Origin of the sequence: Dyella sp. SG609, from assembly GCF_012275375.1 — a bacterium.
GTDB classification, from domain to species: Bacteria; Pseudomonadota; Gammaproteobacteria; order Xanthomonadales; family Rhodanobacteraceae; genus Dyella_D; species Dyella_D marensis.
In genome coordinates this window covers 276553-301667 of sequence record NZ_JAAZQJ010000003.1, presented here as the reverse complement: position 1 = coordinate 301667, position 25115 = coordinate 276553, and the positions used below count along the sequence as shown (strand labels likewise).

Annotated in this window: 19 protein-coding genes; 9 read left to right on the top strand and 10 right to left on the bottom strand. The window is 69.5% G+C overall.

All coding sequences use genetic code 11. The annotated features are described in order from the left end of the window. Window positions 1–5 precede the first annotated feature (5 nt). The 4 genes from FHW85_RS07515 (at window position 6) to FHW85_RS07500 (ending at window position 6920) form a co-directional block, all read left to right on the top strand. Complete coding sequence (locus tag FHW85_RS07515) at window positions 6–1331, top strand: amino acid permease (RefSeq protein WP_208399790.1); 1326 nt, start codon at window positions 6–8, stop codon at window positions 1329–1331. A gap of 115 nt (window positions 1332–1446) precedes the next feature. Continuing rightward, window positions 1447–1980 (top strand): (2Fe-2S)-binding protein, encoded by a 534-nt coding sequence (locus tag FHW85_RS07510; protein ID WP_167256402.1) that lies wholly within the window; start codon window positions 1447–1449, stop codon window positions 1978–1980. Then, complete coding sequence (locus FHW85_RS07505) at window positions 1977–4286, top strand: molybdopterin cofactor-binding domain-containing protein (RefSeq protein WP_168647854.1); 2310 nt, start codon at window positions 1977–1979, stop codon at window positions 4284–4286. The genes FHW85_RS07510 and FHW85_RS07505 overlap by 4 nt, the downstream gene beginning before the upstream one ends. Window positions 4287–4499: 213 nt before the next feature. Continuing rightward, window positions 4500–6920 (top strand): TonB-dependent receptor, encoded by a 2421-nt coding sequence (locus tag FHW85_RS07500; protein ID WP_168647853.1) that lies wholly within the window; start codon window positions 4500–4502, stop codon window positions 6918–6920. A 183-nt stretch (window positions 6921–7103) separates the two neighbouring features. On the opposite strand, the gene FHW85_RS07495 is transcribed toward FHW85_RS07500, so the two are convergent. Both FHW85_RS07495 and FHW85_RS07490 read right to left on the bottom strand, forming a co-directional pair. Then, entirely contained in the window at window positions 7104–9041 is a 1938-nt protein-coding gene (locus tag FHW85_RS07495; protein WP_168647852.1) for a hypothetical protein, read from the bottom strand. Window positions 9042–9172: 131 nt separating this feature from the next. Next, window positions 9173–10192: a hypothetical protein gene (locus tag FHW85_RS07490; protein WP_246866691.1), complete on the bottom strand. Its 1020-nt coding sequence runs from the start codon at window positions 10190–10192 to the stop codon at window positions 9173–9175. Between the two features lie 240 nt (window positions 10193–10432). On the opposite strand from FHW85_RS07490, the gene fusA reads away from it, so the two are divergent. Next, window positions 10433–12472 (top strand): elongation factor G, encoded by a 2040-nt coding sequence (gene fusA, locus FHW85_RS07485; RefSeq protein WP_168647851.1) that lies wholly within the window; start codon window positions 10433–10435, stop codon window positions 12470–12472. Window positions 12473–12583: 111 nt separating this feature from the next. Then, window positions 12584–13087 (top strand): GreA/GreB family elongation factor, encoded by a 504-nt coding sequence (locus FHW85_RS07480; protein WP_168647850.1) that lies wholly within the window; start codon window positions 12584–12586, stop codon window positions 13085–13087. A gap of 206 nt (window positions 13088–13293) precedes the next feature. On the opposite strand, the gene FHW85_RS07475 is transcribed toward FHW85_RS07480, so the two are convergent. The 8 genes from FHW85_RS07475 to FHW85_RS07440 form a co-directional block, all read right to left on the bottom strand. Beyond that, the gene (locus tag FHW85_RS07475; RefSeq protein ID WP_167256773.1) at window positions 13294–14601 is read right to left on the bottom strand and encodes a DUF58 domain-containing protein; all 1308 of its coding nucleotides are present in this window, start codon (window positions 14599–14601) and stop codon (window positions 13294–13296) included. Next, window positions 14601–15542 carry a MoxR family ATPase gene (locus tag FHW85_RS07470; RefSeq protein WP_243868125.1) on the bottom strand — a complete coding sequence of 314 codons (942 nt, stop codon included), beginning with the start codon at window positions 15540–15542 and terminating at the stop codon, window positions 14601–14603. The genes FHW85_RS07475 and FHW85_RS07470 overlap by 1 nt, the downstream gene beginning before the upstream one ends. Window positions 15543–15619: 77 nt before the next feature. Beyond that, the gene (locus FHW85_RS07465) at window positions 15620–16735 is read right to left on the bottom strand and encodes a DUF4350 domain-containing protein (protein ID WP_168647849.1); all 1116 of its coding nucleotides are present in this window, start codon (window positions 16733–16735) and stop codon (window positions 15620–15622) included. Beyond that, window positions 16732–18267, bottom strand: coding sequence for a DUF4129 domain-containing protein (locus FHW85_RS07460; RefSeq protein ID WP_168647848.1), 1536 nt, complete (start codon window positions 18265–18267; stop codon window positions 16732–16734). Before FHW85_RS07460 ends, FHW85_RS07465 begins: the two co-directional genes overlap by 4 nt. Further along, a complete protein-coding gene (locus tag FHW85_RS07455; RefSeq protein ID WP_167256384.1) occupies window positions 18257–19234 on the bottom strand; it encodes a stage II sporulation protein M in 978 nt (325 codons plus the stop codon). The genes FHW85_RS07460 and FHW85_RS07455 overlap by 11 nt, the downstream gene beginning before the upstream one ends. Continuing rightward, entirely contained in the window at window positions 19231–19911 is a 681-nt protein-coding gene (locus tag FHW85_RS07450; protein ID WP_167256382.1) for an RDD family protein, read from the bottom strand. The genes FHW85_RS07455 and FHW85_RS07450 overlap by 4 nt, the downstream gene beginning before the upstream one ends. Then, the gene (locus tag FHW85_RS07445) at window positions 19911–20414 is read right to left on the bottom strand and encodes an RDD family protein (RefSeq protein WP_167256380.1); all 504 of its coding nucleotides are present in this window, start codon (window positions 20412–20414) and stop codon (window positions 19911–19913) included. The genes FHW85_RS07450 and FHW85_RS07445 overlap by 1 nt, the downstream gene beginning before the upstream one ends. A 638-nt stretch (window positions 20415–21052) precedes the next feature. Next, on the bottom strand, window positions 21053–21526 hold the full coding sequence (locus FHW85_RS07440; protein WP_168647847.1) for an SET domain-containing protein-lysine N-methyltransferase: 474 nt from the start codon (window positions 21524–21526) through the stop codon (window positions 21053–21055). Window positions 21527–21733: 207 nt separating this feature from the next. On the opposite strand from FHW85_RS07440, the gene FHW85_RS07435 reads away from it, so the two are divergent. From FHW85_RS07435 to FHW85_RS07425, 3 genes are all read left to right on the top strand, one after another. After that, entirely contained in the window at window positions 21734–22231 is a 498-nt protein-coding gene (locus FHW85_RS07435; protein ID WP_168647846.1) for a hypothetical protein, read from the top strand. A 55-nt stretch (window positions 22232–22286) separates the two neighbouring features. After that, window positions 22287–24077 (top strand): acyl-CoA dehydrogenase C-terminal domain-containing protein, encoded by a 1791-nt coding sequence (locus FHW85_RS07430; protein WP_168647845.1) that lies wholly within the window; start codon window positions 22287–22289, stop codon window positions 24075–24077. A gap of 564 nt (window positions 24078–24641) precedes the next feature. After that, window positions 24642–25115, top strand: coding sequence for a GNAT family N-acetyltransferase (locus FHW85_RS07425; protein WP_167258380.1), 474 nt, complete (start codon window positions 24642–24644; stop codon window positions 25113–25115).

Genomic DNA, 25115 nt, shown 5'->3' with positions numbered 1-25115 from the left:
CCTTCATGAGCGATACCCCGGCATCCGGCTACGTGCGGCGACTGACTTCGTGGGACGCCGCCATGATCGTGGTGGGCGGGATCATCGGCGGAGGGATCTTCCTGAATCCCGGCATCGCCGCGCAGCGCACGGAATCGGGCCTGGCCCTGCTGCTGGTGTGGGTGGGCGCGGGCGTGCTCACCCTGATCGGCGCGCTGTGCTACGCGGAACTCGGCGCACGCCGCCCGCATGCCGGCGGCAGCTATGTCTACCTGCGCGAAGCGTTCGGTTCGCTGGCGGGTTTCCTGTTCGGCTGGACCATGCTGCTGGTGATCTATTCCGGCTCGGCCGCGGCGGTGGCGACGATCTTCGCCAGCTATGCCTCCGGCGTGTTCGGCCTGCCCCCGGGCACGATCAAGCCGCTGGCCGCCGGCGCGCTGGTGTTCGTGGCCGGCATCAATCTGTTCGGCCTGAAGCTGGGCGCGCAGGTGCAGAACCTGTTTACGCTGCTGAAGCTGCTCGCCGTGGCGGTGCTGGTGGTGTGCGGCTTGTTCCTGGCCGGCGCCAATGGCGCGGGCGTGCTCGCCACCGATCCGGCGCGCGGCAACGTCGGCTTTATCGGCGCGGCGCTGCCGGTGCTGTTCGCGTATTCGGGTTTTACCTATCTCAATAATCTGGCGGGCGAAGTGCGCGAGCCGCAGCGGACGCTGCCGCGGTCGTTGTTCATGGGCATGCTGCTGGTGATCGCGGCGTATGCGCTGGTCAATGTCGCTTACCTCGCCGTGCTCGGCCATGCCGGCCTCGCCGCCAGCACCACGCCGGCGGCGGACGTGATGAACCGCGTGTTCGGCCCGATCGGCGCCAAGCTCATTGCCATCGGCATCGCCGTCTCCACGCTGGGCTTCTGCAACATCACCCTGGTGGCCGGCGCGCGCGTGCTGCAGGTGATGGGCGCGGACGGGCTGTTCTTCCGCAGCGTGGCGAAGCTGCATCCGCAGCACCGCACGCCGAACGTGGCGCTGCTGCTGCTCTCCGGCTGGGCCGTGCTGCTGGCGCTGTCGGGCAGCTACGGCCAGCTGCTGGACTACGCCACCTTCGGCGACTGGCTGGCCTGCGCGCTGGGCGTGGCCACGCTGTTCTGGTATCGCCGCACGCAGGGCGCGGAGGCGAGCTTCCGCGTGCCGGGTTATCCGCTGCTGCCGCTGATCTTCGTCGGCGTAGTCGGCTGGGTGGTGATCGAGACCATGCGCAGCAACCCCGTCAATGCGGGCATCGGCGTGCTGATCATGGTGGCCGGCGTGCCGGTCTACTACGTCTGGCGCCGGCTGTTCCCGCTCGCGCAGGCCAGCTGACTTCTCACTTTCAAGACGGCGCAGCCGCGCCTGTATGAACGCGGGCGCCCCGCGTAGTCCCCAAGCCGCCCCCCGCGATGCCACAATGCACCGGATCGGCAAGGAGAGTTTCACGATGGCGCAGGCGCAGGCCCTGGCAAGCAAACCGACCAGCAGCATCACCCCCGAGAAGGTGCGCGAAGGCATCGCGGTGGAGATCAACGGCCGCCCGTTCCGCCATACCGGCGATCCGGACATGCCGCTGCTGTGGTACCTGCGCGACGTGCTGCGCCTCACCGGCACCAAGTACGCCAGCGACCACGGCCTGGGCGGCGCCGACCTGGTGCTGGTCAACAACAAGCCGGTGTCGGCGGTGAGCGTGCCCATGCACGAGCTGGCCGACAAGAAGATCACCACCGTGGAAGGCCTTGCCGCCGCCGACGGCAAGCTGCATCCGCTGCAGCAGGCCTTCGTCGACGAGGACGCCATCGGCTGCGGCTACTGCACACCGGGCTGGCTGATCGCCTCGCTGGACCTGCTCAACCGCCATCCCCAGCCCACCGACGACCAGATCGACCAGCTGCCCAACCTGTGCCGCTGCGGCTGCCAGACCCGCGTGCGCCGCGCCATCAAGCGCGCTGCCGCGGCGATGGCCGGAGGCCGCGCATGAGCCGCCGCACCGACACGCCTGCCCTGCCCCAGCGCCGCCGCTTCCTGCAGGTGCTGGCCGGCACCGCCGGCGCGCTGATCGTCGGCGTGCGCTACGCCGAGGCCGGCGATGCGCCGGTGCCGCCGGCCATGCTCGGCGACGCGCTGTACGGCCTGGGCGCCTATGTGCGCATCGACGCGGACGGCAACGTGCTGATCGGCGCGCGCGATCCGGATACCGGCACCGGCGTGGCCACCTCGCTGCCGCGCATCGTCGCCGACGAACTCGACGCGGACTGGTCGCGCGTGAGCGTGGTGCCGCTGGGCCTGGGCGTGGAGAACGGCAACGGCGAACCGCGCTGGAGCTACGGCCACCAGCTCGGCGGCACCGGCAGTTCGATTTCCGCCGCCTGGACCGACCTGCGCCAGGCCGGCGCGCTGGCCCGCTGGCTGCTGATGCAGGCCGCCGCGCGCCGCCTCGGCGTGCCGGCCGACCGCCTGCGCACCCAGGGCGGCGCGGTGATCTCGCCGGACGGCCGCCGCTTCGACTACGGCTCGCTGGCCGAGGCCGCCTCCAAGGTGGCCCCGCCCACGGCACCGGTGGCGGTGAAGACGCCGGACCGCTACACCCTCATCGGCCAGCCCGCCGGCGACGTCGACGCGCGCGCCATCGTCACCGGCCAGACCCAGTTCGCCATCGACAGCTATTTCGGCGACGCACTGGTCGCCGTGCTGGTGCACTGCCCGTGGATCGACGGCAGCCTGGTCAACAAGGACTTCCGCGAAGCGGAAGCGGTCAAGGGCGTGTTCAAGGTGGTCGAGCTCAAGCCCGAACCCGGCCTGCTGCCCGGCGAAACGCCGCTGGCGCCGTCCGTGGCCGTGCTGGCCGAGGACACCTGGTCCGCGCTGCAGGCGCGGGCCAGGCTCAAGCTCGAATGGAAGCCCGGCCCCAGCGGCAGCGAATCCAGCGCCGCGCTGGAGCAGCAGGCCACCGAGCTGGTCAGCGCGAAAACGCCTTCCGCCAAGGAGCTGGCCGCCAACCCTGCCAGCCAGCCCATTGCGCCCACCACCCGCGTGCGCAACGACGGCGACGTCGACGGCATGGCGAAGAAAGCCGCGCGCCGCGTCGACGCCACCTACGTGCAGCCCTGGCTTGCCCACGCCACCGCCGAGCCGATGAACTGCCTGGTGCGCGTGGACAAGGACCGCGCCGTGCTGGTCGCGCCGACCCAGGCGCCGCAGCGCGCATGGTCGGTGGTGCAGCGGCTGACCGGCTTCAAGCCGGACCAGATCGAGATCCGCGTGCCGCGCGTCGGCGGCGGCTACGGCCGCCGGCTGGACCACGACTTCGTCGCCGAGGCGGTGATGCTGGCCAAGCTGGCCGACCGCCCCGTGCGCCTGCTGTGGACGCGCGAGGAAGACCTCGCGCACGACTACTACCGCTCCGCCAGCGTGCATAGGCTCAGCGCCACGTTGGACGCCAAGCGCCAGATCGTCACCTGGGACCAGCGCATGGCCAGCGCCTCCGCGCTCGCGCGCCGCGGCGCGCCGGAACAGCGGCTGTGGACGTCCGAAGTGGACGTCAACCAGCTGCCCGCCGGCCTGGTGCCCAATTACCGCAGCGACTGGTACGCGCTGCAATCGGCGCTGCCGCGCGGCCCGCATCGCGGCATGCCGCACGTGGCCAATGCGTTCGCGGTGGAAAGCTTCGTCGACGAGATCGCCAATGCGCTGAAGGAAGACCCGCTGGCCACGCGCCTGCGCCTGCTCGGCGACGCGCGCCAGGTGCCGCTGCAGGGCGGCGGCACTTTCGACACGGGCCGCCTGCTCAATGTGCTCAAGCTGGTGGCCGACCGCATCGAGTGGAAGAACTGGCTGCGCACCGTCAATGGCCTGGGCATCGCCTGCTGGCATATGGACGGCGCCTACGTGGCGCATGCGGTGGAGACGTCGCTACAGGGCCAGAAGCTCAATATCGAGCGCGTGGTGTGCGCGGTCGACGTGGGCCGCGTGATCAATCCGCTGGGCCTGGAAGGACAGATCGCCGGCGCCACGCTGGATGCGCTCTCCGCCGCGCTCAATCTCGCCGTCACCTTCAAGGACGGCCAGCCGCAGCAGCGCAGCTACAAGGACTATCCGCTGGCCAGCATGGCGCAGCTGCCCGATGCGATGGACGTGATCATCGTGCCGGGCGACCGCGACCCCGCCGGCGCCAGCTTCCTGGCCATGCCCACCGCCGCGCCCGCGCTGGCCAATGCGGTGTTCCGCGTGAGCGCGGTGCGCGTGCGCAGGCTGCCGCTGATGAGGGAATTGCTGCGTCTGCTGTGAGGTGGCGCGTAGCGCGTAGGTTGGGGTGAGCGCAGCGAACCCCAACACCGCGCAACGTTGGGGTTCGCTGCGCTCACCCCAACCTACGCCGGCCTTCATCAAAGCTTGCGCATGGCTGACATCGCACAAATGTGCGCTGCGCAGGTTTTCACGCGCGGCGTGCGTCGCTTAGTCTCGCTCTCCGGGGGGATTCACTACACCGGGGAGGGTGGGATGCATTATTCGCGCAAGACCTTGCTGTGCACCGCTATCGCGCTGGCCATGGCCGGCTTCGCCGCTACGGCGGCGGCACAGGACGCCAGCAATGGCAGCACCGCACAGAATCCGGCCGCACCGTCGGCGGACCAGAAGAAAGCCACCAATCTCGAAGGCGTGACGGTGCTCGGTTCGCGCCGCATCGGCGGTTCGGAGACCGAAACGCCCGTGCCGGTCGACGTCATCCCGATGCAGAAGCTGGCCGAACAGAGCCCGCAATTCGATCTCGCGCAGAACCTGCAGTACACCGTGCCCTCGTTCACCTCGGTTCGCCAGACCGGCTCGGACAACGCCGACCTGGTCGACTCGGCGGCGCTGCGCGGCCTGGGCTCGGACCAGACCCTGGTGCTGGAGAACGGCAAGCGCCGCCACAGCGTGGCGCTGGTGAACCTGTTCGGCGCGCGCAACCGCGGCAATACCGGCACCGACCTCAATGCGATTCCCGCGCTGGCGATCGAGCGCGTGGAGGTGCTGCGCGACGGCGCCGCCGCGCAGTACGGCTCGGACGCCATCGCCGGCGTGATGAATATCGTGCTGAAGAAAAGCCCCGGCTGCGAAAGCGTGGCGGGCTTCGGCGAATACACCCGCGGCGACGGCAAGAACTACCTCACCTCGGCGTACTGCGGCTTCCGCTTCGACAACGGCGGCAGCGTGGGCATCACCGGCGAGTGGCAGAAGCGCGGGCGTTCCAACCGTTCCGACCCGGGCGATCCGCGCACCATCGGCGACACCAAGGTCGACAACGAAACCCTGTACGTCAACGGCGAAGTGCCGGTGGCGGAATCGGCGCATCTGTATTTCACCGGCGGCGTGCAAAACCGTTCGGCTTCGTCGGCGGCGTTCGCGCGCGGCGGCATCGGCTCGGACGACATTCCTTCGCGCAACTCGGCGGCGATGTATCCGGACGGCTTCGTGCCGTACATCAACGGCGCCATCAAGGACCGCTACGCCATCCTCGGCGTGTGGGACAACTTCGGCGACTGGCGCGCGGATCTCTCGCAGACCTACGGCTACAACGCGCTGCAGGACATCATCAGCAACACGCTCAACGCCTCCATCGCCAATGCCGACCTGCTCACCGGCGGCCCGGGCCTGAGCCCCAACCGCTTCCATGCCGGCGGCTTCTCGTTCGAGCAGGAAACCACCAACCTGGATCTGTCGCGCTACTACGGCGACATCCTGGCCGGCCTCAACATCGCCTTCGGCGCGGAATACCGCCGCGAGAACTACCGCATCACGCCCGGCGAACGCGGCTCGTACATCGACGCCGACGGCCCCGGCGGCGGCAATGCTGGCAGCCAGGGCTTTCCCGGCTTCCAGCCCGGCGACGCCACCAACCAGAGCCGCCACAGCTATGCGGCCTATGCCGACGTGGAAACCGACTGGACGGAACGCTTCCTCACCGACGCGGCCGTGCGCTACGAGCACTACAGCGATTTCGGCTCCACCACCACCGGCAAGCTGGCCGGCGCCTTCCACGCCACCGACAAGCTGCTGCTGCGCGGCTCCGTGTCCACCGGTTTCCGCGCGCCGTCGCTGCAGCAGCGCTGGTTCTCGTCCACCTTCACCGACTTCGTGAGCGGCCAGCCGGTGGACGTGGTGCTGGCGCCGAACGGCGGCACCATCGCCAATGCCGCGGGCATTCCGCCGCTGAAGGAAGAGAAGTCCAAGAGCTATACGCTGGGCGCCACCTGGTCACCCGGCAACGATCTGCAGTTCACCCTGGACGGCTACCGCATCGATATCGACGACCGCATCGTGCTCAGCGGCCGCTTCGACACCACCGACCCGAACATCGGCGGCATCCTGCAGCAGCTGGGCGTGGGCCAGGCGCAGTTCTTCGTCAACTCGGTGGACACCAGCACCAAGGGCCTGGACTTCACCGCCAGCCACCGCATGGACCTGGGCGGCGGCACGCTGCGCACCAACTTCGGTTTCAACCGCTCGTTCACCCGCGTCAAGAAGATCCACGCCCCGCCCGCGCTGGCCGGCCGCGAGGACGTGCTGCTGTCGGACCGCGAGCGGCTGTTCCTGGAGGACGGCGCGCCGAGTTCGAAGGCGATCCTGGGCTTCGACTATGCGCTGGGCCAATGGGAAGCGAGCTGGAAGTTCATTTACTTCGGGCCGATGACGCTGGGCACCTTCAGCGGACCGCCGGTGCCGAACCAGCATTACGCGGACAAGACCTCGGCCGACGTCGCGCTGACCTATCACTTCAACGATCAAGTCAAGTTGACGGTGGGCGGCTCGAATATCTTCGACAAGTTTCCGAGCAAGCAGGATCCGAACGAGACGGACAATGGCTTCAAGTACGAAGCCGTGCAGTTCGGCTTGAATGGCGCTTCGTGGTTTGCGCGCGTGGCGATCAACTTCAAGTAACCCTCGACGTACCCCCTCTCCCCTTCGGGGAGAGGGTTGGGGTGAGGGGCCGGGCGGAGCGAAACGCTGACGCCTTGCCTCGAACTTCTTTTCGCTCTTAGAAACGCTCCCGCGAGCCCCGCCCCCTCACCCCGCCCTCTCCCCGCAGGGGAGAGGGAGAAGTGTGGTGCTTCGCGAAAATCGTCAGTGAAACTGATCGCTCGCCGGCACCCACGACGAGCTCGTCGCCTTCGCCGGCGCCGCACGCCCCGCCGGCAACCGATCGTCCACGCACCCCGGCGGCAGCGGCCCGCCGCTCACCTTCGCCGTCGCGCACTGCGCGCTGTTATCGAGCTTGATCGGCGCGGCCACGGTTGCCGCGGACGCCGCCGGCGCCGGCGGCACCAGCGGGTTGGCCGGCGCCAGCACCATGCGCTCGTACACCTTGTCGTCCACCGGCTTCGGCGGCGGATCGCCATTGCCGCAACCGAACAGGCCGACCGGGAACAGCGGCATCACCACGCATTCGACGCGCACGCCGCGCGGCAGGTGGAAGGTGTGGCGCACCGTGGTCTTCTCCACCGCGTGGCGCAGCGCGGTGTCGATCGAGCTTTCGCCTTCGGGCGTCCAGTCCTTTTCGAAGCGCGTGGACTTGTAGCCGATGTTCGGCGCGCGGTGCTCCATGATTTCCGTATTGCCGCGCGGCTGCAGCTGGATGTAGTTGCCGGCCAGGCCGTCCTGGCCCTCGCCCTTGCCCTGCTGCCCGTTGCCCTGGCCATTGCCCTGCCCCGGCGGCAGCGACAGATTCAGGCCGCTCTTGCCGGGGCCACCGGGCGAAGACGCCACGCCGTTGGGCGATGCGCCCGGCGCGCCGCTCTCGCTGCCTTGCGGCGTGGCGTTCGGCGCGCTGCTCTTGCCGCTCTCGGCGCTGGCGGTTTTACCGGCGGGCGCGCTGGCCTTGGGGCCGGCGGTGGAGCTGGCGGCCTGGCTCTGCGCGGGCGCGGCCTGCTCGCTGGAAGACGTCGAGGCTTCGGCGGACGACGGCGACGGCTGGATCTGCGGACGCTCCAGCGCGGGCTTGTTGTCGATCGCCACGGATTGCGGCGACACCGTCTGCACCGGCGGCGCCTGCGGCTTGTCGAGGCTGGGGCGCGCGTTCTCCGGCAGCGGCACCGCTTCGAGTTCGGCTTCGGCGACGCGGATCGACGGCGCCTGGATACGCTGCTGTTCGCGCGGCACCACCGCGGTGGTGGCGGACTGCGCCTGCAGGTTCACCGTAGGCGCCGCCTGCGCGGGCAACGGCACGGCCTGCAGTTCCGGTTCGGTGGGCGCGGCGACGGTCTCGGCGCGGATCGCCTGCGGCGGGCTCGGCGGCGTGGGCTTGGGCACCGCATGCTCCATCGCGACGGTCGGCGCGCTCACCTGCGGCGCGGACTGCGCGGGCACGTCCGGCAGGGCCAGCGAAGCCGGCGGCGGCATCGGCGCGCTGCCTTCGGCCTGCGCCTTGCGCACCGGCTCGGGCTGGAATTTCGGGGGCACCGGCTGCGGCGCGGGCGGCGTGTCGAGCGTGACCTGCGGCGGCTCCGCGCTGGTCGGCACGGGCTGCAGTTCCGGCGCCGGGGCGGGCTTGGGCAAGGTCACGGCTGGTCGCGGCGCCGCGACCGGTTCGGGCTTGGGTGCGCTGGGGCGGGCCTTCACCACGATGACGGGTGTTTCCACCGCGGGCACCGGCACGGGGGCGAGATCGGCTTCGACGCGGGTGGAGCTGCTGCTCTCGCGCCGCGTGCGCGCCACCGCCGGCGCACCGCCGGCCTTGCGCACGGGGCCGACTTCCTTCGGCGGCGTGCCGCGCACCGGAGGCGGCGGCGGCGGTTCGTCCTTCTTCTTCTCGATCAGCCGCACCTGCAGCGGCGCGCTGTGCTCTTCCGCCGGCTCGACCAGGTCGTACGCCGGCCCCAGGATGGCGCCGAACAGCACGATCAGATGCACCAGCAGCGTGCCGACCAGGCCCAGCACGCGCAGCAGGCGGTCGCGCGGTCGATCCTTGCGCCGATTGCGGTAGACCGCCGCGCGCGTGGCCGCCTCGCGCGGCGAAGGCAGCGCGACCGTGACGCGGGAGGGATCCTGGGGAGGCGACGACATGGCGCGCAGTGTAGCGGGCGTGCCTGCGGCAGGCGTAGGTTGGGGTGAGCCAAGGGCGAACCCCAACGAGACGGCGCGCGTGGCGCTTGCGGTGTTGGGGTTCGCCTTTGGCTCACCCCAACCTACGGCTGCTACGGTTGCGGCGGTTTCGGCGCGTGCATCTTCAGTTCGGCATCCACCGAGCGATTGGGCGTATCCACCGGACAGCCGTGCGGCAGCGGCTTGCCGTCGCGGTAGATCCGGATGCATTCCTCGTCGCTCGGCGGCTCGGGCGGATTCGGCGGCGGCGCCAGCGAGCGCGCCGGCGCCATGCTGAGGCGCTCGTCACCGTCCTTCGCCGAGGGCGGCGCGGGCGGATCGCCGCCACAGCCGCCGGCGAGCGCGGCCAGCGCCACCGCGCAGTGGATGCGCAGGCCGGGAGCGAGGGTGACGGTTTTCTTCACCGTGGTCGCGTCGACCACGCGCTTCAAGGCGCTGTCCAGGGCGTTGCCCTTGTTCCAGTCCTGGTCGAAACGCGTGGCCTGGTATTTCACCGGGTTGTCGTGGCGCATCACCTTGCTGTCGCCGACCACGCCGCGCTCGACATAGCTGGCGCTGGATGCCGCCGCCGGCTGCGCGGTGGGGAGCAGGGGCCGGCCATCCGCACCGAACAGGCGCGGCGCCGGGGCAGCGACACTTGCCGCCGGGGCCGGCGCCGGGGTGGGCAGGCTGGCCGTCATCGCGTTCCTGGCCGGCGGCTCGCGCACGGGCGCCACGCGCGGCGCGGGCGGCGGCGGGGGCGCGGCCTCCACCGGCGGCGGCGCGGAGCGCGGCATGCCGCGCGGGATAAAGCGCACCTGCAGCGCATCCCCGGCGCGCGGCGGCGGCAGCGGCTCGCCGGGCCGGGGCTGCATTTCCCACCAGGTCACGCCGATGAACAGCAGGTGCAGCACCAGGGCCAGGCCCATGCCGGCCCAGAAGCGCCGCCGGTCGCGCGGCTGGCGGCGCCAGCGCAGCTCGTGCAGCAGGGCACGGGTCGGACCGTCCAGCGGGGCCAGGCCACGCTCGCGCCCGTCAGGCGCGTTCCAGCGGTGATGTTCGACCTGCGGTGCGTGTTCGATGGCGGTGACCTTGAAGCGGGCGAAAGCGCGGATGGTCCGCGTGCAACCCATCCAAGACAAATCCCATCGGTCGTGGTTCCCCGCGCTGCAGCTTGACCCGGCCGCCCCCTCGCTCAAGGCTATGCGGACGGCGCCCCGCGCCGTGTCCCGCCATGACCGCCCCCGCGTCCCCGACGCCCGGACTCGCCATGACGCCCCGCCATCGTCAGCCGCAGTCGCGGCCTCGTGCGGCGCCGACTGTCGACGACCGCAGGACCCGCGCCTCCGGCTTCAGCAGAGGAGGGTCGCATCGTGTCGTACAACACGGAAACCATCCGCAACATCGCACTCGCCGGCCATGCCGGCTCCGGCAAGACCACCTTGTTCGAAGCCCTGCTGCACGCAGGCGGCGCCATCCAGACGCAAGGTTCGGTGGAACGCGGCAGTACCCAGTCCGACACCGACAGCCAGGAAAAGGCGCGCGGCCACTCCATCGACAGCTGCCTCGCCGCGATCGACCTGCCCCGCTGCCATATCAACCTGATCGACACCGCCGGCTACGCGGATTTCCGCGGTGCCGCGCTGTTCGCCTTCGCCGCGGTGGAGACCGTCGCCATCGTGGTCAATGCCGCCAACGGCATCGAGTACGGCACCCGCCGCATGATGGAGCGCGCGAAGGAGCGCGGCCTGGCCCGCGTGCTGGTGATCAACAAGATCGACACCGACGTCGCGCGCCTGGAAGCGCTGACCGAAGCGCTGCGCGAAGAGTTCGGCTCCGAATGCCTGCCGGTGAACCTGCCCGCCGATGGCGGCGCGAAGGTGCTGGACTGTTTCTTCCACAGCGATGGCGCCACCGACTTCTCCTCGCTGGCCGAAGCGCACCAGCGCATCCTGGACCAGGTGGTGGAAATCAACGAGTCGGTGATGGGTTCCTATCTCGATGCCGGCGAAGAAGCGCTCACGCCGCAGCAATTGCACGATGCGTTCGAGCAATGCCTGCGCGAAGGGCATCTGGTGCCGGTCTGCTTCGTCAGCGCGCGCACCGGCGCGGGCGTGGCCGAGTTCCTGGAGCTGGCCGAGCGATTGCTGCCGAATCCGTCCGAAGGCAATCCGCCTCCTTTCCTCAATTTGAAAGACGAAACCATTGAAGTCGGCGCCGATCCGGCCAGGCACGTGGTCGCGGACGTGTTCAAGATCGTCAACGATCCCTTCGTCGGCAAGCTCGGCGTATTCCGCGTGTGGCAGGGCACGATCCGCCGCGATACGCAGTTGTTCATCGACGACGGGCGCAAGCCGTTCAAGGTCGGCCATCTGTTCCGCCTCAACGGCAAGCAGCATGTGGAGATCGAGCAGGCCATTCCCGGCGATATCGCCGCGGTGGCGAAAGTGGAGGAAATCCACTTCGATGCCGTGCTGCACGATTCGCACGACGAGGACCTGATCCACCTCGCGCCGCTGCGTTTTCCGCAGCCGATGTTCGGCCTGGCGCTGGAGCCCAAGCACAAGGGCCAGGAACAGAAGCTTTCACAAGCACTGACGCGGCTGTCGGAGGAAGACCCCTGCTTCCGCGTGGAGCACCACAAGGAACTGAACGAAACCGTGGTGCGCGGCCTGTCCGACCTGCACCTGAAGGTGATGCTCGAACGCATGAAGGAACGCTACGGCGTGGAAGTGGTGACCCACCCGCCGCGCGTGGCCTATCGCGAAACCATCGCCAGCCGGGCCGAAGGCCACCATCGCCACAAGAAGCAGACCGGCGGCGCGGGCCAGTTCGGCGAAGTGTTCCTGCGCGTGGAACCGCTGGATCGCGGCGCGGGCTTCCAGTTCGTCGACGAAGTGAAAGGCGGCGTGATTCCCAACCAGTTCCTGCCGGCGATCGAGAAAGGCGTGCGCCAGGCCATGGAGAACGGCGCGGTGGCCGGCTATCCGATGCAGGACCTGCGCGTGACCGTGTACGACGGCAAGTACCATCCGGTGGATTCCAAGGAAGTGGCCTTCGTCTCCGCTGGCAAAAAGGCCTTTCTCGACGCGGTGGGCAAGGCGCGGCCGATCGTGCTGGAACCCATCGTGGACGTGGAAGTGGCCATTCCCGAAGCGAATGTCGGCGACGTCACCGGCGGCCTGGCCGGCAAGCGCGCGCGCATCCTGGGCACCGATACGCAGCGCGGCGGCGAGCTGGTGATCAAGGCGCAGGCGCCGCTGGCCGAGCTGATCGACTACCCCTCCGAGCTGAAGGCTGTGACCGGCGGACGCGGCCGCTACAGCCTGGACCTGAGCCACTACGAACCGGTGCCGCCACCGGTGCAGAAGCAGCTCAGCGAGGCGTGGAAGCCGCACGTGGAGGAGGACTGACGGCTCCTTCACATCAATCGGCCACCAGGCGCTTGAGCGGGCACCGCGACGGCGCCATCTACATGGAAGAACCACGCGAGCGCTCCGCCATACCGGAGCGCGGGAGGAATCATGAGCCGTGCCTTCGTAAAGGACAGCGACGACGCGGGCGACGCCTTGCCGGAAATCCCGCTGAGCGAACATCCCAACTACGTCACCCCGCGCGGACTTGCACAGCTGCGCGCACGCCTCGACGCCGCGCAGTCGCGGCGCGATGCCTTGAAGACCGGCGAGCCGACCTTGGCGCAGCAAAGCGAGCTGGCCGCGGTGGAGCGCGAGCTGCGCTGGCTGAAGGCGCGCGTGGCCGGTGCGATCGAGATCGACCTGGCGCAGCAGCCGCGCGACCGCGTGGCGTTCGGCGCCGGGGTGACGGTGGATTCGGCGCAGGAAGGCGAGCATGCCTACCGCATCGTCGGCGAGGACGAGGCGGATGTGGAGCATGGCCTGGTGAGTTATGTGTCGCCGCTGGCGCGGGCGTTGATCGGAGCGCGCGTCGGTGAGGAGGTGACGTGGCAGCGGCCGGCGGGGGATCTGAAGGTGGAGATTGTTTCGATTGATTACGGCGACGATACGTAATTCGAACCTTCCAATTCGAAACTCTTCTCCCCGCCGGGGAGAAGATGCCGGCAGGCAGATGAGGGGTCGCTCTAGCGACAGTCGTTCTACGGCGCGAAGAAAAGCTCTTAAGTCTTTCTCGACCCTCCACTCATCGCTCCGCCCGGCCCCTCACCCCGGCCCTCTCCCCGGAGGGGAGAGGGAGCAAAGCAGCGGCGGCGTGGAGACTAAAGGCGCCCCGCCCGCTTCACGGCGAGATACCGCTCCACCAGCACACCCGACAACTCATTGCAGCTGACGTCCAGCATCGCCACGCCTTCGCGGCGCAGCGCGTCGTGCATCGCATCGCGCTGCGCGAGGTAATCCATGGCCGCGGCCGCGCGGATCGCCGTATCCAGCTCGTGATCGACCGTCGCCGCCGCCTGATCCAGCGCCAGCTCGCGCAGGCTCACCACCAGCACCAGGTGCCGCCGCGACAGCAACCGCACCGCCATGCGCAGCTCTTCGTCGTCCTCGTCGCGCACATTGGTCACCAGCACCACGAAGGCGCGCCGCCGCTGCCTGGCCTGCAGCGCGCTCGCCGCGGCGAGGTAGTCGGTCGCCACGGCTTTGGGCTGCAGGTCGTAGCCCGCGCCCAGCAGCATGTCCATGCCGCCGCTGCCCTGCTGCGGCGGCATCCAGCGCAGGTCTTCGCCGGCGCAGGCCAGCATGCCGACCGAATCGCCCTGGCGCAGCGCGATATAAGCCAGCGCCAGCGAGGCATTGAGCACGTGGTCGAAATGCGCCAGGCGGTCGTCCTGCGCCAGCATGCGGCGGCCGCAGTCGAGCAGCAGCACCACCTGCTGGTTGCGTTCGTCGCGGTATTCGCGCGACACCAGCCGTGCCACGCGCGCGGTGGCCTTCCAGTCGATCTTGCGCAGGCTGTCGCCGATCCGGTAATCGCGCAGCTCGTGGAATTCGGTGCCTTCGCCGCGCCGGCGCTGCAGCCGCGCACCGACGCTGCGCGAGGCGACTTCCACGCTCAGGCCCGCCATGCGCGCCAGCGGCGCGAAGTTCGGATACACGCGCAGGCTGGCCGGTTCGCCGATGGTGCGACGCTGCGTCCACAGCCGCCACGGCGAGCGCAGGCGCAGATGGCTGCCGGCGAAATCGAAGCGGCCGCGGCCGGTGGGCGTCAGCGCGTAATCCAGCGCCAGCTCGCGCCCCGGCGGCAAGCTCAACTGGCGCGGCATGCCGCGCACCGGCCAGCCGCCCGGATGCAGGTCGTGCAGTTCGAACGCGAGCGTGCGCTTGCCTTGCGGGCGCAGGCGCAGGCCCACCACCAGCTCGGGTCCCAACGGCACCACGGGCGGCAATTCGCGGCCCAGCACGGGGCTGGGTTCGGCGCGCAGCTGGCGCGCGTCGAGCGCGGCGGCGGCGGCCAGCAGCGCGGCAAACGCCAGCCACGCCGCCAGCGGCAGCCAGCCGATCGCGGCCAGCACGCCCAGCGCGGTCCAGCCGAGCAGCAGCCACAGCAGGGTGGAAGCCGGACGCATCATTGGCGGGGCGCGGCCACCTTGTGCAGCAGCGCCTTCAGCACGTCGTCCGGGCGCTGGCGCTCGATCAGCGCTTCCGGCGCCAGCAGCAGGCGATGGCGCAGCGCGGGCAGGGCCACCGCGCGCACGTCGTCCGGGGTGACGAAGTCGCGGCCGTCCAGCACCGCCTGCGCGCGCGCCAGGCGCACCAGCGCCAGGCCGCCGCGCGGACCGGCGCCGCCGAGCACGCCGGGCCATTCGCGGGTGGCGCGCGCGATGCGCACGGCGTAGTCGATCACCGCCGCGTCCACGCGCAGCTCGGCCACGCCCTGCTGCAGCGCCAGCAGCTCGGGCTGGCTCAGCACCGGGTTGACGCGCGAGACGTCCAGGTCGGCGGCGACGCGGCCGCTCAGCACCTCGTCGACCATGCGCTTCTCGTCGTCCAATGTCGGGTAGTCGATCAGCACCTTGATCAGGAAGCGGTCCAGCTGCGCTTCCGGCAGCGGATAGGTGCCTTCCTGCTCGATCGGATTCTGCGTCGCCACCACCATGAACGGCGCCGGCAGCGGGAAGCGGCGGCCTTCGATGGTCACCTGGCCTTCCTGCATGCATTCCAGCAGCGCGGCCTGGGTCTTGGCCGGCGCGCGGTTGATCTCGTCGGCCAGCAGCAGGTTGGCGAACACCGGGCCGCGGCGGATCTGGAAGCGCTCGGCCTTCGGGTCGTAGATGGCATGGCCGGTGACGTCGGTCGGCATCAGGTCCGGCGTGAACTGCACGCGGCCGAAGCTGCAGCTCACCGCGGCGGCGAGCGCGCGCACCAGCAGGGTCTTGCCCAGGCCTGGCACGCCTTCGATCAGCACGTGGCCGCCGGCCAGCAGGGCCAGCAGCACTTCGTCGAACACCTGCTCCTGGCCGATGAAGGCGCGCGCCACCTGCTCGCGCAGCGAAGCGATGCGCGCCATCAGCTGGTCGAACGGCAGCGCGGACACGGCGGCGGCCGGCGGCTCCGGCGCCAGGGCGGGGGAAGGCGATTCGGTAGTCATGGGCGGCTCCTGAGTCGCGCCAGGGTGGTGATGCTTTCGCGGAATGCGTTGGCGTTCGCGGGGATCTGGAAGGCCCGCGCCAGCTGCGCGGGATCGACGCCGTGGCGGTCGGCCAGGCGTTCGTACAGCGCCTCGCCTTCGAGCTCGGCGCAGGACGGATCCTGCCGCCGCGCGCGCGCCAGCGCGGCGCGGCAGGCCAGCGCGTGCAGGCCGAGGCCCGCGTCGCGCCGATAGAGGAATTCACCGGCCGCCTGCACATGTTCCAGCAGCGCACGGCGCTGCAGCGGCGGCGCCGGCATCAGAGGGCCCAGCCGCGCGCTGCGCATCGCCATCCAGGCCAGCAGCAGCACGGTGAGCGCGAGCAGGCCGGGCCAGCCGCGGGTGAACAGCGCGAGCCAGAAGGAGGGACCGTCCAGCGCGTAGAGCAGCCACACGTGCCGCTCCTCCGACGGCGCCAGCACGCGCAGGGCGAAGCGCTGCTGCGCCGCGTGGCTCAGCTCGCGGTTGGAGAGCGGCGCCAGGTCGGACAGCAGGCTCACTTCGCCGTCGCCGGCGTAGTAGCGCGCGAAGGAGTAGCCGCGCTGGTGGTCGCCGATCAGCAGGTCCGCGTTCTCGCCGGCTTCGTCGTCGAGCAGGAAGCGCGGGCCGCACAGCACGAAACTGGCCTCGCTCTTGTCCGGCACATCCGTGCTCAGCCGGTCGCAGCCTTCTTCCATGCGCTTGGACGAAAGCCCGCCCAGCGCCTCCAGCAGCGGCGTATGCGCGGCATCGTCCGCCGGGCCCGGCGCCAGCACCAGGTGGCCACCGGCGTTGACCCAGTCGGCGATGTGCTGCGCGTCATCCACGCCGATGCGTTCCAGGCCGTCGCCCAGCACCAGCGTGTCGTTCTCGCCCAGCGGCACGCGGCTCGGCGACAGCGTGGCCACCGAACTCACCGGAATGCCGAGCTTCGCCAGCGTACGTTCCAGCGCGAAGAAGCGGTTGTACTTCGCCTCGCCCTTCGCCTCCGCCGGCACGGTGATTTCCTGCCGCTCGAACAGGGTGAAGAAACCGATCAGGCCGACCGCGAGCACGGAAGCCAGCACGATCACCAGCACCGGCGCGCGATTCATGCCGCGCTCCCGTGCCGCGCGGGCCAGCCGTCGAGCAGGCGGGCGAAATCCTCGTCGCGCGGATAGCGGTCCGCGTAAGCCGCGTACTGCCACGCGCGCACGATCGCCTCGGCGCGCTGGCGCCGCTGCGTGTCGCCCAGCCGGCGCGCGCTGCGCAGGCAGTCCGCCTCGGTGGCGTCCTGTTCCACCGGCAGCTGCAGCGCCGCCGCCACCTGTTCGACGCAGCCGCGATAGAGCAGCGCCAGCGCCTCGCGGCGGTGTCCGCCGCTCCACAGGCGGTGCGTGGCGCCGGCCAGGTCGTCCGGCAGCACCTCCTGCACCTCGATGGTTTCCAGGTGCGTGTCCAGCTTCGCGTCGCCGCGCGTGTGCGCCGCGATCACCGGCATGCGCGCGCGCCGGATCACATACACCCCGATGGCGACGATCAGGCCGATCAGCAGCAGCGTCAGCAAACCCTTTACGCCGATCGCCAGCACATTGCCGAAGCCTTCGAACGGCGAGCGCCCGAGCTGGACCGGCTTGGGATTCCACGACCAGTTGCGCGGCACCCAGGTGTGGTCCTTGTGCGCGCCGCCGAAGCGCGGATCGCGGAAGGCTTCCGCTGCCGCGGTGGCGAAGCGCTTGTCGCTGTTGCTGGCGGGCACGGCGAAGGCATCTTCGATCCGGGTGACCGGCGCTTCTTCCTTCTTGGGCGCCGCGACCTTCTGCGCCCAGGCCCCGTGCGGACAGGCGCAAACCAGCGCCAGCAGCAGCACGGCGGCGGCGCGGCCGGCGGCGAGCCAGCGGTCGCGCAGGCGGCGGAAGGCCAGGTCTACGTCCCAGGCTTCCAGCTGCGTGCGGCGGTTGAGATAGAGCGCGAAACCGGCGGCCACGTGCAGCGGCTCGATCGCGCTCCAGGCCAGGTAGGCCACGCCGGCGATCAGCGCGCCGGTGACTTCGGGCGTGCGCCGCGCGACGCCGCCCACCGAGCCGCGCACCCAGTCGGGCATCAGCTCGGCCGGAATGAACAGCACCACCGACAGGAACAGGCCGAGGAAGATCACCAGCACCAGTTCCAGGCAGCCGAAGGCCAGCGACGAGGCCTCGGTGCCGATCGGCCGCCGCAGCACGCGCCAGCGTTCGCCGCGCTGCTTGCCCGCAAGGCCTTCCAGCAATTCCATCGGCAGGCGCAGCGCGCGATGGCTGTCGATGCGCCGCCAGGTGATCGAGGCGATGGTGCCGCCCCAGCGCCACTGGCGCTGGCCGCGCAGCGTCTCGCGCCAGCGCGGCGCGCGCTCGAACACGGCGCGCGACAGCACGTACAGCGGCACGCGGTCGAACAGCGGCAGCAGCCACCAGATCAGCAGCGTGGCCAGCCAGGGCCAGTGCAGCAGCCAGCCCAGGGCGATGCACAGCGCCGCCACCGGCAGGCTGAAGGCGAACCACGCGGACCACACGGTTCTGGCATGCGCGCGCAGCATGGCCGCGCCGAGGTCGACCGCCTCGCGCGCCGTGCGCGGACGCAGGGCCACGGTGATGCGTTCAAGCTCCATCGCCGCCCTCCGCGCCGCCGCGCCACAGCCAGCCGATCACCAGCACCCACAACAGCGCGGCGCTGCCGAACTTCAATACATTCGGAAACCAGGCGATCGACGACCAGAACGCCTCGATCGCCGCGGCCACCAGCAGCATGGCGAACGCGCCCAGCGCGAGCTGCGCGCCGATCCAGCCCGCCGCCACCATCGCCGGCCCGCGCCGCTGCCGCCCCGGCGCCAGCAAGGTGAGGCCCAGCCGCAGGCCCGCGCCGCCGGCGATCACCAGCGCGGTGAGCTCGAACGCGGCATGCGCGGCCACGAAGCGCCAGAACGGCCCGCCGTAGCCCATCTGGGTGAGATGGCCGGCGACGCCGCCGATGATCACGCCGTTGGCGGCGAGTACGTAGACCGCGCCCACGCCCAGCACCAGGCCGGAAGCGAAGGTGCGGAACGCGATGCTGACGTTGTTCATCACGTAGGTGCCGAACATCGCCATGTCGGTGCCGCTGCTGCGGCCGATCTTGTCGTTGCTCGGGTCGTACATCTTCTCGAATTCGGCCAGCTGCCCGCTGCCGAAGATCGAATGCGCCCACTCCGGATGGAACTGCAGCGCGATCAGGCAGAACAGCGCCGGCCCGAAGAACAGCACCGCCGCGGCTGCCATGCAGCGCCATTCGCTGCGCACCAGCCGCGGAAAACCCGCGATAAGGAAAGTGAGCGCGCGATGCCAGCGCGGCGCCGGCGGGCGGTACAGCAGGCGATGGCCTTGCTGCACCATGCGCTGCAGGCGGTCGGTGACTTCGCGGCTGTAGCCGCGCGCACGCGCCAGCGCCAGGTGATGGCACAGGCGGCGGTATTCGGCCGGAAAACCACCGGCGCGCGGACTGCGCAAAGCCTGGCGCTGCTTGCGCTCGACCAGATCGAGCCAGTGCTGCAGCTCGTTCCATGCCTCGCGATGCAGGGCGACGAACCGTTCCTGCTTCATGCGCGCCCCAGCAGCCAGTTGGCATAGCCGAGCAGGCGCTGCACGCCGGCTTCGCCGGTGCAGCCGGTCAGCGGCTGCAGCAGGTCGGCCAGTTCCTGCTGGCGCTGCGGCGTGAGCTGCGCGCAGCGCTCGGCGAATTCCACGATCACCGCCTGCTCGTCCGCGGCCAGGCCCGGCGGCGGCGCCACCGGCGCCACGCTGGGCACCTGGCTGCCGGCCGGCAGTTCGCCGCCGTGGATCACCAGGGTGCCGGCGATGACGTCGCCCAGACGCCGCCCATAAGGATCGATCAGCGTGCTGGCCAGCCCCACCGCGTATACGCCCGGCAGGATGTCCACCACGCGCAGCAGGTTGCGCAGCACCGAAGGCACCAGGGTCACCGGCGCGCCGTCGGCGCTGACCACGCGCAGGCCCATGGCGCGCTTGCCCAGCGTCTGTCCGCCGAACCACACCTCGCACACCACCGCATAGGCCCACATCAGCACGAACATCAGCAATGCACCCACGCCCGCGCCGGCCCGGCCGAGCAGCGACAAGGGAATCATGCCGGCCCAGAACACCAGCATGCGCAGCACGAAATCGATCGTCCACGCCTGCGCGCGCGGCAGTGCGCCGGCCGCGCGCAGGCGTAGAAACACCCCTTCGGGCGTTTCGATCTGCCGAAGGGTGTCCAGCATCAGTCGGTGATGACGATCGTGTCCGCGATCATGTCGTGCAGGCAGCGGCGTTCGGCGCCGAAGATCACCAGCGAGTCGGCCAGCGAGATGAAGCCGCCGAGGTAGGGAATCGCACCGAGCAGGCTGATCGGGATGATGCGCATGCCGATGATGCGGCCCAGGCCGATGCGGTCGCCGTTGCTGCGCACGATCTTGATGCCGAGCACTTTCTTGCCGATGGTCTGCGCGTTCTGGTGCAGCAGCACGCAGTTGACGACGAAGATGCCCAGGATGATGAGCAAGCCGACCGCCACCGCGACGATGCCGCCCTCGCCCTTGCTGGCTGCCGCGCCGCCGATGCCGACCAGCACGGCGCCTACGCCGACGATCAGGCCGTCGAGCAGGGCTGCGCCGAGGCGCTGGCCTCGCGTGGCCTTGCGCGATTCGAGATCCTGTTGCGAGTAGCCCCCGACGTCGGCCACGGCGGATTGCGGCGCGGCGTAGTAGTTCTGTTCCTTTTCCATGGTTCCGTCCTTGTGGGTGAGTGCCAGCCCCCATAGCAGGCACTCGGGGGAGTATAGGGAGGATTTCTCGCGTGTGCATGGCGTGTGGGGGGCCTGCCTCGGCACCCCCTACTCGTCATCCCGGCGTAGGCCGGGATCCAGCAACGGTATCGCTTGGTTTTCGCGTTATCGCGAATGGGCCGCTTATGCAGCGGGCATTTCGGACGCCTGCCGGCGCCCGAGTCACTTTCTCTTTGCTGGCCCAAAGAGAAAGTAACCAAAGAGAGAATGGCCTGAGAGCCAAGGCTCGCGACGCGACTAGAAGGAGCAGTGGGCGGCTGCGGTAGCCTGATTAACCTGGGTCTACACGAAACCACAGTGCGTTTACGTAGCGGGTGCTTCAACGTGCCGTTGCGAAGAGGATGTTCAAGGACTGCGGCCAGCTTTGGTTCTTCGTTCCTGCACACCTCACGCCATCACCCCTCTCCCCTCCGGGGAGAGGGCAGGGTGAGGGGCCGGGCGGAGCGAGGGGCGGAAGGTCGATCGAGGACTGAGCTTGGCCTTTGCTTTCTGCGCTGCAAGAGGGGCTCATCGCTTGCGTACGGGCATGAAAAAAGCCGCGTGTTCCGCACGCGGCTTTTTTTCTTGGCCTGCGGGGCTCAGCGGCCGTGCTTGGGTTTCAGCATGGTGCCGATGCACTTGGGGGAGCCGCACAGGCACTTCCAGACCTTTTTCAGGCGGGCGGTGTGGGGCACGTCCAGGATGATGCCGTAGTCGTAAGTGAGTTCTTCGCCGGGCTTGATGTTGCGGATGGCTTCGATGAAGACCCGGTCCTTGCGGCGGTCGTCGCCTTCGGCTTCCAGGACCAGGGCCTGGCAGTTGGGGTCGCAGCTGTGGTTGATCCAGCGCGCCGTATTGCCTTTGCGGTTGGCGTCGATCAGGTATTCGTCGTTGAGGGTGAACAGGAAGGTGTGGCCGGTTTCGCCGCCGTCGCCGTACATCACGTCGGCGTCCTGGTGCGTCATCAGCGTGCCCTTGTACTCGACGATCTCCTCGCCCTTCTTGATCGGCGCGGTGGCGAATACGCCATTGCCGTGGATGGGGGAGCGGCGGGCGACGAAACGACGGGACATGGGGAGGGACCTGGCTCGGGGAAATGGGGATGATGCCTTGTTCGGGGGGGAGCAGGGAACGGGGAACAGGGAACGGGGAACATGAAGGAAATCGCGAGCCCCACCTCACATCGGTCTACAAGCTCCCCGTTCCCCGCTCCCCGTTCCCTGTTCCCCGTTCCCCTTCTCATGGCAGAATCGCCATTCAAACGATCGTTTGGAGTGGCCATGTCGCGTCGGCTGTACCGCCTGATCCCGCTGCTGCTGTTGCTTGGCCTGCTCTCGCTGGGGATGGTCGCCTGCGGCCCGCCGCGCAAGAGCGTGTTCCCGCCCACCATCAGCATCCAGGAGATGACGGTGCGGCCGGACGGGCAGTGGCAGCTCACCGTGCGCATCCAGAACAACAGCTACGGCGGCATGAATTTCCGCTCGGTCGACGGCGAACTGAAGCTGGCCGAGCTGGTGCCGGTGCGCCTGCATGCCAGGTTCGACCTGGACATCCCGGCCTTCGCCGGCGACATCACCCGCGTCACTGTGCTGCCCACGCCGGAAATGAGCCAGGCGCTCGCCGCGGCGGCGGCCAAGGGCAGCGGCGGCTCGGTGCCGTACAGCGTGGTGGGCCGCGCCAGCGCCAAGCCGGAACAGGAAGACCAGGCCCGCGATTTCGAATTCCACGGCAACGACTGGCTCTCGCCGGTGCCGGGCATCGCCAACACCTGGCGCTGAGCAAGCGCCGCGCTTTTCACCCATTTCATCACCGCATTCCAAGCAGGAACCCGCAATGACCATCTACAAGGCTCCCCTCGACGATCTGCGCTTCGCCCTTTACGACGTGCTGGGCGCGGAAGCGACCCTGACCAGGCTGCAGGGCGGCGAAGGCCACACGCGCGACCTGCTCGACGCGGTGCTGGAAGAAGCCGGCCGCCTGAGCGAGGCGCTGCTCGCGCCGTTCAACGCCAGCGGCGACGAGGAAGGCTGCAAGTACGACAAGGCCACGCAGACGGTGACCACGCCCAAGGGCTTCAAGGAAGCCTTCAAGGCCTTCGCCGAAGGCGGCTGGACCGGCCTGACCCAGGCCGAGCATTTCGGCGGCCAGGCGCTGCCCAATACGGTGGGCACCGCCACCACCGAGATCTTCCAGGCCGGCAACCTGTCGTGGAGCCTGTACCCGCTGCTGTCCGAAGGCGCCTGCCACGCGATGGAGCTGCACGGCACCGAAGAACAGCAGAACACCTACCTCAAGCCCATCGTCGAAGGCCGCTGGACCGGCACCATGTGCCTGACCGAGCCGCAGGCCGGCTCGGACCTCGGCCTGCTGAAGACGCGCGCCGAACCCGCCGACAACGGCAGCTACAAGGACGGCGCCTATAAGATCACAGGCACCAAGATCTTCATCAGCGCCGGCGAGCACGACCTGGCCGAGAACATCATCCACCTGGTGCTGGCCCGCCTGCCCGACGCGCCGGCCGGCAGCCGCGGCATCTCGATGTTCATCGTGCCGAAGTTCAAGGTGAATGCGGATGGCTCGCTGGGCGCGCGCAACACCGTGGTGGCCAGCAATATCGAGCACAAGATGGGACTGCGCGGCTCGGCCACCTGCGTGATGAATTTCGACGCCGCCGAGGGTTACCTGATCGGCCAGCCGCACAAGGGCCTGGCCGCGATGTTCACCATGATGAATGCCGCGCGCCTGGGCGTCGGCGTGCAGGGCCTGGCGCTGGCCGAGCGCGCGCTGCAGAACAGCTCGAACTATGCGCGCGAGCGCCTGCAGGGCCGCGCGCTGTCGGGTCCGAAGTTCCCCGACAAGCCCGCCGACAACCTGCTGGTGCAGCCGGACGTGCGCCGCATGCTGCTGACCCAGCGCGCCATCGTGGAAGGCTCGCGCGCCCTGCTGCTGTACACCGCGCTGCAGACCGACGTGGAAGCGCGCGCCACCGACGAAGCCACGCGCAAGAACGCCAGCGACCTGGTCGCCTTCCTGATTCCGATCGCCAAGGGCCTGGTCACCGAGCTGGCGCAGGAGTCGACCAAGGAAGCGCTGCAGGTCTACGGCGGCCACGGCTATATCGTGGAAAGCGGCGTGGAGCAGTTCGTGCGCGACGCCCGCATCATCACCCTGTACGAAGGCACCACCGGCATCCAGGCCGCCGACCTGCTGGGCCGCAAGATCCTCCAGCTGCAAGGCGCCGGCTTCAAGCTGTTCCTGCAGGAAATCCAGGCCTTCTGCCAGCAGCACGCCCAGGACCCCGCCCTGCTCCCGCTGATCGCCCCCCTGGCCAAGACCGCCAAGGAATGGGCCGACCTGACCCTGGCCCTGGCCGCGCGCGTGCAGGGCAATCCGGAGGAACTCGGCGCCGCCGCCATCGATTACCTGTACTACTCCGGCTACGCCACGCTGGCCTATCTGTGGGCACGCAGCGTTGCCGCGGCGAATGCGAGCGGCCAGCCGGAAGCGTTCAAGCAGGCCAAGCGCGACACGGCGTCGTTCTACTTCGCACGGATGCTGCCGCGTTGCCTGACGCACAAGGCGGCGATTGAAGCGGGCGTGGGCACGCTGCCGGGGATTGGCTGAGGCTGTCGTGCTGCTCAGGTTGCGGTGGGCTTTAGCTCACCGCTCCGGCCGGCCCCTCACCCCGGCCCTCTCCCCGGAGGGGAGAGGGGGATGACAGGCGGGGCGAAAATCCGGCGAAGAGCTCGCGGCGCAGCCGCGGCGTTCCGCTGTTGCTCTTGATCTACCGGGCCCCTTGGCGCCGGCGGTGAGGGCTGGACGAAAAGGCCCCCGCAGGGGGGCGGGGACACGATGTCCCCGCCTTTTTGATCAGGGCATGGATGCCCTGTCAAAAAGCCCGGCCAGCCCTCACGGACCCTCAGCAGCGCAGCTGCTGAGGGCGCCAAGCAGGGTGCCCTTTCTTCTTGGTTACTTCTTCTTTGGGCACGCAAAGAAGAAGTAACTCGGGCCGCGGCAGCGGCACGAAACCCTCGCCAAAGGCGAGACACCCACGCCTCAGCGCAACAACCGAGCGATACAGTCACTGGATCCCGGCCTGCGCCGGGATGACGAGCCCCCGGGCGGTACTTCCGCCCACCCACACTCCGGGTGTAGAACCGACCCCCGGCCCCCAACACGCCCAAGCGCATGAGCGACCCCTCGTTCCTGATCCGTCTAGCCGAAGACGACGACGACTTCATCCTCGGCCTGGTCCCCCGCTTCGTCGATTTCCACCTGCCGAACTGGCGCAAACGCCACGAATGCATCGACGGCATCCGCAAGGACCTCTCGCGCCACCTGGAAGAACAACCCGCCAACAGCTTCCTGTTCGTCGCCGAAGACGAAGACGGCCACCCGGTCGGCTTCGTCCACCTGCAGAAGACCCAGGACTACTTCACCGGGCGCGTGAACTGCCACATCTCCGACCTCGCCGTCGCGCAGACCCACGAAGGCCAGGGCGTCGGCCGCGCCCTGCTCGACCACGCCGAAACCTGGGCGCGCGAACACCGCTGCCACCTGATCACCCTGGCCGTGTTCCCCGGCAACGAGCGCGCGCGCAAGATCTACGAGGAAGCCGGCTACGGCGCCGACCTGCTGCGCCTGGCCAAGCCGGTGCGCTGA